5 protein-coding genes are annotated in these 7,407 nt (G+C 70.2%); 1 reads left to right on the top strand and 4 read right to left on the bottom strand.

What is annotated here, in order from left to right; all coding sequences use genetic code 11:
• Positions 1-92 precede the first annotated feature (92 nt).
• Genes ACWF94_RS27585 through ACWF94_RS27570 form a run of 4 tightly spaced genes read right to left on the bottom strand, consistent with a single transcriptional unit; the run spans position 93 to position 3,911 of the window.
• On the bottom strand, positions 93-869 hold the full coding sequence (locus tag ACWF94_RS27585; protein WP_453494027.1) for a succinate dehydrogenase/fumarate reductase iron-sulfur subunit: 777 nt from the start codon (positions 867-869) through the stop codon (positions 93-95).
• Positions 866-2,806: a fumarate reductase/succinate dehydrogenase flavoprotein subunit gene (locus tag ACWF94_RS27580; protein ID WP_453494024.1), complete on the bottom strand. Its 1,941-nt coding sequence runs from the start codon at positions 2,804-2,806 to the stop codon at positions 866-868. Before ACWF94_RS27580 ends, ACWF94_RS27585 begins: the two co-directional genes overlap by 4 nt.
• Before the next feature lies 1 nt (position 2,807).
• A complete protein-coding gene (locus tag ACWF94_RS27575) occupies positions 2,808-3,629 on the bottom strand; it encodes a hypothetical protein (protein WP_453494021.1) in 822 nt (273 codons plus the stop codon).
• Positions 3,630-3,638: 9 nt separating this feature from the next.
• Positions 3,639-3,911, bottom strand: a complete 273-nt coding sequence (locus ACWF94_RS27570; protein ID WP_453494018.1) for a hypothetical protein — start codon at positions 3,909-3,911, stop codon at positions 3,639-3,641.
• A gap of 340 nt (positions 3,912-4,251) precedes the next feature.
• Here ACWF94_RS27570 and ACWF94_RS27565 point away from each other — a divergent pair, with 340 nt between their 5' ends.
• The gene (locus ACWF94_RS27565) at positions 4,252-6,831 is read left to right on the top strand and encodes an ABC transporter family substrate-binding protein (RefSeq protein ID WP_453494030.1); all 2,580 of its coding nucleotides are present in this window, start codon (positions 4,252-4,254) and stop codon (positions 6,829-6,831) included.
• Positions 6,832-7,407: the final 576 nt, after the last annotated feature.

Raw genomic sequence — 7,407 nt, 5'->3', positions numbered from 1 at the left:
CCATCCTCCGGACCGGCGGGGCTTCCCCATGACGTAAGGGCCCGCCGGTCCGGAGGCCCAGCACCTCCGGACCGGCGAGAGGACTCCGGCCGCTACTCCGTACCGCCTCGGCGGGCGATTTTGTTGCCGAGCCAGACCAGGGGGTCGTATTTGCGGTCGACCGCGCGTTCCTTAAGGGGGATGAGGGCGTTGTCGGTGATCTTGATGCCCTCGGGGCACACCTCCGTGCAGCACTTGGTGATGTTGCAGTAGCCGAGACCGTGCTCGTCCTGGGCGGTCTTCTTGCGGTCGAGGCCGGACTCGGCCGCCGCGTCCAGGGGGTGCATGTCCAGCTCGGCGACTCGCATGAGGAAGCGTGGTCCGGCGAAGGCGGGTTTGTTCTCCTCGTGGTCGCGGACCACGTGGCAGGTGTCCTGGCACAGGAAGCACTCGATGCACTTGCGGAACTCCTGGGAGCGGTCCACATCGACCTGCTGCATGCGGTAGTCGCCTGCCGCCACCCCGGGCGGGGGTACGAAGGAGGGGACCTCCCGTGCCTTGGTGTAGTTGAAGGTCACATCGGTCACCAGATCGCGTACGACGGGGAACGCCCGCAGCGGGGTCACGGTGATCGTCTCCTCGCGGGAGAAGACCGACATCCGGGTCATGCACAGCAGCCGGGGCCGGCCGTTGATCTCCGCGCTGCACGAGCCGCATTTGCCCGCCTTGCAGTTCCAGCGGACGGCGAGGTCGGAGACCTGGGTGGCCTGGAGGCGGTGGATGATGTCGAGGACGACCTCGCCCTCGTTGACCTCGACGGAGAAGTCCTTAAGCTCCCCGCCTTCCTGGTCACCGCGCCACACCCTGAAGCTGGCCTGGTACGAACTCACTCGTATAGCTCCTCTTCGGCGAGGTACTTGACCAGCTCTTCCTTGTCGAAGAGAGCGAGCAGGTCCGGACGGATGGGGTCGGTCGTCGTGCGTTCGAGTTCGATCTGGCCGCGCTTGGGATCGGTCGCCGCCAGTTCGCCCGTGGGGTCGACCAGCCGGCACAGCAGATTGACCCGGCGCCACTCGCGGTCCATGCCGGGACGATCCTCGCGGGTGTGGCCGCCACGGCTCTCGGTCCGCTCCAGCGCGGCGAGCGCGATGCACTCGCTGACCAGCAGCATGTTCCGCAGGTCCAGTGCGAGGTGCCAGCCGGGGTTGAACTGGCGGTGGCCCTCGACCCCGGCGTGGCGGGCCCGGACGCGCAGCCCGGCCAGTTTCTCCAGCGCGTCGGCCATCTCGCCCTCGCGGCGGATGATGCCGACCAGGTCGTTCATGGTCTGCTGGAGTTCCTGGTGGAGGGTGTACGGGTTCTCCGGCCGGCCGGCCGCATCGGGGTGCTCCGCGCCGAAGGGGCGCAGTGCCTCAGCCGCTGCCGTGTCGATCTGGGCCTGGTCGACCGGTGGCCGGTCGGCGAGCCCCGCCGCGTAATCGGCGGCGTGCAGTCCCGCGCGGCGGCCGAAGACGAGCAGATCGGAGAGCGAGTTCCCGCCGAGGCGGTTGGAGCCGTGCATACCGCCCGCGACCTCGCCCGCCGCGAACAGGCCGCGCACCCCGACCGCCGCCGCGCTGTCGGAGTCGACCGCGATACCGCCCATGACGTAGTGGCAGGTGGGGCCCACCTCCATGGCCTCCGCCGTGATGTCGACATCCGCCAGCTCCTTGAACTGGTGGTACATCGACGGCAGCCGGCGCTTGATGACCTCGGCGGGCATCCGGGTCGACACATCCAGGAACACCCCGCCGGCCGGGGAGCCGCGCCCCGCCTTGACCTCGGAGTTGATGGCGCGCGCCACCTCGTCGCGGGGGAGCAGCTCGGGGGGACGCCGGTTGTTGTCCGGGTCCTCGTACCAGCGGTCGCCCTCGTCCTCCGACTGCGCGTACTTCTCCTTGAAGACATCGGGGATGTACTCGAACATGAACCGCTTGCCCTCGGAGTTGCGCAGCACTCCGCCGTCTCCGCGCACCGACTCGGTGACGAGGATGCCCTTCACCGACGGCGGCCAGACCATCCCGGTGGGGTGGAACTGCACGAACTCCATGTTGAGCAGCGGCGCCCCCGCCAGCAGCGCGAGCGCCTGGCCGTCGCCGGTGTACTCCCACGAGTTCGAGGTCACCTTGAAGGACTTGCCGATGCCGCCGGTCGCGAGGACGACCGCCGGGGCCTCCAGGGCGAAGAACCGGCCGGACTCCCGCTCGTAGCAGAAGGTGCCGGAGACCCTCCCGTCCGGTCCGTCGCCGTCCTTGAGGATGCGCGTGACGGTGCACTCCTGGAAGACCTTCAGCCGGGCCTCGTAGTCCCCGAACTCGGCCTTGTCCTCCTGCTGGAGCGAGACGATCTTCTGTTGCAGCGTACGGATCAGCTCCAGGCCGGTCCGGTCGCCGACGTGTGCCAGCCGTGGGTACTCATGGCCGCCGAAGTTGCGCTGGGAGATCTTTCCGTCGGCGGTGCGGTCGAAGAGCGCTCCCCAGGTCTCCAGCTCCCAGACCCGGTCGGGGGCCTCGCGGGCGTGCAGCTCGGCCATCCGCCACTGGTTGAGGAACTTCCCGCCGCGCATGGTGTCGCGGAAGTGGACCTGCCAGTTGTCCCCGGAGTTCACATTGCCCATGGAGGCGGCGATGCCGCCCTCCGCCATCACGGTGTGGGCCTTGCCGAACAGGGACTTGCAGATCACCGCCGTACGGGCGCCCTTCTCGCGGGCCTCGATGGCGGCGCGCAGGCCCGCGCCGCCCGCACCCACCACCACGACGTCCCACTGCTGTCGTTCGAGTTGCGTCATGTCAGAACAACCTCGGATCGTCGAAGGCACCGGACGCCACGAGGTAGACGTAGAAGTCGGCGAGCGCGACGCTGATCAGAGATGCCCACGCGAGCTGCATATGGCGATCGTTCAGCTTGCCGACCATGCCCCACAGGCGGTAGCGCACCGGGTGCTTGGAGAAGTGCTTCAGCCGGCCACCGATGATGTGCCGACAGGAGTGGCAGGAGAGGGTGTAGAGCCAGATCAGCACGATGTTGATCAGGAAGACGATCGTGCCGAGGCCCATATGGCCCCACTCGTAGTGCTCGTCGCGGAAGGCGAGAACGGTGTCGTACGTGAGGATTCCGGCGACCGGGACGGCCGCGTAGAAGAAGTACCGGTGGATGTTCTGGAAGATCAGCGGGAAGCGGGTCTCACCGGTGTACTTCTTGTGCGGCTCGGCGACCGCGCAGGCGGGGGGCGAGGCCCAGAAGCCCCGGTAGTACGCCTTGCGGTAGTAGTAGCAGGTCAGCCGGAAGCCCAGGGGGAAGATCAGGATCAGCAGCGCGGGGGACAGACCCCACCAGCTTCCGAAGATCTCCCAGTTGGGACCGCCCTTCATCGGGACGCAGTTCTCCGCGATGCAGGGCGAGTAGAACGGCGAGACATACGGCGCGGCGTAGTAGTCCGCGTTGGCGAATGCCCGCCAGGTCGAATAGACGATGAAGGCGAACAGTCCGCCGGCGGTCAGCGCCGGGGCGAGCCACCATCGGTCCGTCCGCAGATGGCGGGGAGCGATGGTGGCGCGCGTGGCGCCGTGCACGCCTGTATTGACTTGTGGTGGTTCTGTACCGGTGGCCAACGAGTTCTCCTAGGGAGCGTGCCGGTCTCGGACGCCCAGGCCCTCGTCGTCCGAGTCCGTCCACAGTGCGTTGTTGTACGGAACGTCCGGGATGGTGACCAGTTCATGGCGTTCGACCGGTTTGGGGGCGGCCGTACGGGTGCCACGGGGCTGATCACCGGCGCCACGCGGTCGATCGACGGTTCGTTCCAGCTCTCCCACGCGCTGGGTCAGCTCTCCTACGTGCTGCACCAGTTCGTCGAGGCGGTGCTGAATCGTGGTCAGGTCTACCTGCTGGGACATGACTTGCCCTCACTTCCGCAGCGTGCGGTGGCGTCGCTCATGCGCCTGCGAGTGTCGCGCCTCACATCCCCGCTTGTGAAGGGGACGTACGGGATTCTCATCGGCTCTCATCGCGTGCGCTGTCGGCGCGCCCCTGTGGCGGGTGCCTCAGTGAACCCATTTTCACACCTTCTGCCCCCTTTTCGCCGGGGGGTGTCCGGTGCCGTATTGCGCCGCTCGGGTGGCTTTGGGGCCTCTGTGCGCCGTGTCTGCCGCGCCTTCCGCCTTCTGTCCACTTCAGTGGCCCGGAATCGGTGTGATCATCCCAAATTCCATGAAACAGGATGAAGAGGTACAGCCCATGTCCCAGGTCGACGCGCCCAACGGGAGGGTCCGCCTTTTGACGTCCCAGACGTCCCCGATCTCCCGGGCCTCCCGGGGCACCGGGACCTCTCCGGCCTTCCGTGGTACGGGGACCTCCCGGGCGCTCCGCTCCGTAGCACTGCTCGCCACCGGCGCCCTCGTACTGCCCGTTCTCGCCGGGTGCTCGGCGGACGAGTCCGAGCGCACCGGGAAGGCGGCGGCCCAGGACATCGCGGCGTCCGCGCGGGACAAGGTCGCCGCCGGAGGCACCCTGCGCTGGGCCGTCGACGCGATGCCGACCACGCTGAACGCGTATCAGGCGGACGCCGACCCGGCCACCGCCCGGATCGCCGGGGCCGTGCTCCCCGCTCTCTTCACGCTCGACGCCGAGGGCCGGCCGCAGCGCAACCCGGACTATCTGGAGTCCGCGGAGATCGTCGACCGCGAGCCCAAGCAGGTCGTGCTCTACAAGCTGAACCAGAAAGCGGTCTGGAGCAATGGCCGGGAGGTCGGGGCACCCGACTTCGTCGCCCAGTGGCGGGCGCTCAGCGGCCGGGACTCGGCCTACTGGACCGCCCGAAACGCCGGATACGAGCGGATCGAGGAGATCCAGCGCGGCAAGAACGACCTTGAGGTCAAGGTCACCTTCAAGAAGCCGTACGCCGACTGGCGGTCCCTCTTCAGCCCGCTCTATCCGAAGGAGGTGACCGGTACCCCGAACTCCTTCAACGACGGGGCGCGCACCACGCTCAAGGCCACCGCAGGACCGTTTCAGCTGGGCCCCGTCGACCGTAAGGCCGGTACCGTCACCCTCGTGCACAACCCCCGCTGGTGGGGCGATCACACCAAGCTGGAACGCCTGGTGCTGACCGCCGTACCGCGCGAGAAGCGGGCCGCCGCGCTCGCCGCGGGCAGGCTGGACATCGCCGAGATCGACCGGAACACCGCGGACCGGATCGCCCTCGCCGCGCCGAAAGCCGGGCCGAAGGCCGGGGCGGGGTCGAAGGCCGGGGCCAAGGCCGGCGCCGATGCCGTGAAGGGGGCGAACGGACCGGGACCGGCGTACGGCCCCGACGGCGCCCCCGCCAAGCGCCACCCCGCGCACGGTCCTGGCGTCACCGCGTCCGCCGCGCTGAAGGCGTGGGCGCTGGCCAACGGCTCCGACGACGAGGCGGCCGAGAAGGCGCGGGCGTCCAGCGAGCAGACCGCCGAGGCCATCGCCGTCTACACCGCCGAGCAGACCGGGCTGCGCCGCTATGTGGTCCGCAAGTCCCTGGAGCCCGCGTACACCCAGCTCGCGCTGAACGGTGAGTCCGGCCCGCTCGCCGACGACCGGGTACGGCGGGCCGTGGCCCGCGCGCTCGACCGCAAGGAACTCGCCAAGACCGTGCTGCGCCCGCTGGGGCTGCCCGCGGTGCCGCCCGGCAGCCATCTGGCGCTGGCGGGGCAGTCGGCGTACACCGACAACAGCGGAGCGCTCGGCGAGCAGAACACCCAGGAGGCGCAGGCGCTCCTCGCGGACGCCGGGTGGGTCCCCGGGGGCGCGCTCAAGAAGCCCGCACCGGCGAAGGCGGGCGGCGAGGCCGGGGCTTCCGCGTCCCCGTCCGGGAACGAATCCCCGGCGGCCGACGAGTCCTCCGACTCCAAGTCCTCCGGCGGCAAGGCGGCGCGCCCCGCCGCCGGGCCGGAGCACGCAGCCCACCGGGACACGTCCCGGGGCGACGCCGCCTCCAGCGAGGGGCTCTACATCGTCGGTGACGACAAGCCCGCCGACCACGGCTCCGGCGGCCGGTCCGGCGGTACGCATGTGCTCGCGCCCGCCCCCGTGGCCTTCCAGGACCTGACCCGCCAGCGGCGCGCGGCGACCGCCGACGAGGCTCACGCCAAGGCCGGCGCCCAGGACGCCGGGAGCGCACCCGGCCGCAAGGGCGGTGCGGCGGGAGCGTACGCCCCGGCCGGTACGGCGGCCCCGGTCGCCGCGGGCGGGCGGCTCGGCAAGGACGGGAAGCCGCTCTCGCTGCGGTTCGTCCTGCCGTCGGGACCCGGTTCGGGACCGCTGCGCGCGGTCGGCGGCAAGATCGTGCGGATGCTGGACCGGCTCGGCATCCGGACCGAGATCGTCAAGGTCGAGGACGGGAACTACTTCAAGGACCACATCGCCTCGGGCGACTACGACCTGGCCCTCTACTCCTGGCCCGCCACCGCCTACCCGGCGACCGACGCCCGCCCCATCTACGCCAAGCCCGAGCCCGCGAGCGACGGCTCCCTGCTGGTGGAGCAGAACTACACCCGCGTCGGTACGGACTACATCGACCAGCTCTTCGACCAGGCGGCGGCGGAACTCGACGAGGACGAGGCGCGTGATCTGGTACGTCGCGCGGATGCCCGGATCTGGGCGGCGGCCGGGTCGATCCCGCTGTACCAGCGACCTGAGCTGGTCGCGGTCAGGCCGGCCGTCCGCAACGCGGGGGCGTTCGGGTTCGCCGTCCCGCGCTACCAGGACATCGGGTTTGCGAAGGCGGCGCCGAGGAAGGGGCGGGGCGGTGCGGATGCGGCTGGTGCCGCGGCTTCGGGGTGACCTTGCGTCTGCCCTTGGTCGAGTGACCGTGCCTGGGGCTCGGGGTCCGTCCTCAATCGCCGGACGGGCTGGGTGCTGCGGTCCTGGGTCTGCGCCGGATGCACGCCCTCGTGGCCCGGGGTCTGTCCTCAAGCGCCGGACGGGCTGGGTTTTCCGGTCCTGGGTTCTGCGCTGGGTGACCGTGCCTGGGGCCCGGGGTCTGTCCTCAATCGCCGGACGGGCTGAACGTGCGCGCCCGGGCAGGCAAAACCAGCCCCGCCGGCGATTGAGGCGCGGGGTCCGGGGCAGCGCCCCGGCAAGAACCCGCACCCTGCGTCGGCTGACGCGCACCCCTACGGGGTGTCCTCAAACGCCGGACGGGCTGAAAGTGCCAGCAGCCCCGCAGGGACACTTGCGCACCTGGGCAGGCAAAAACAGCCCCGCCGGCGATTGAGGCGCTGGGGGTCCCCCCACGCCGCAGGGCGTAGGGGGCGGCTCCGGGGCAGCGCCCCGGCGACCGGCCGCGCCATTGGCTGACGCGCACCCCCGCGGGGTGTCCTCAAACGCCGGACGGGCTGAATATGCGCACCCGGCTGC

Source organism: Streptomyces sp. NPDC055078 (assembly GCF_053607985.1).
Note: the sequence above shows the minus strand (reverse complement) of the source record. Positions and strands in the feature narration are given on the sequence as shown.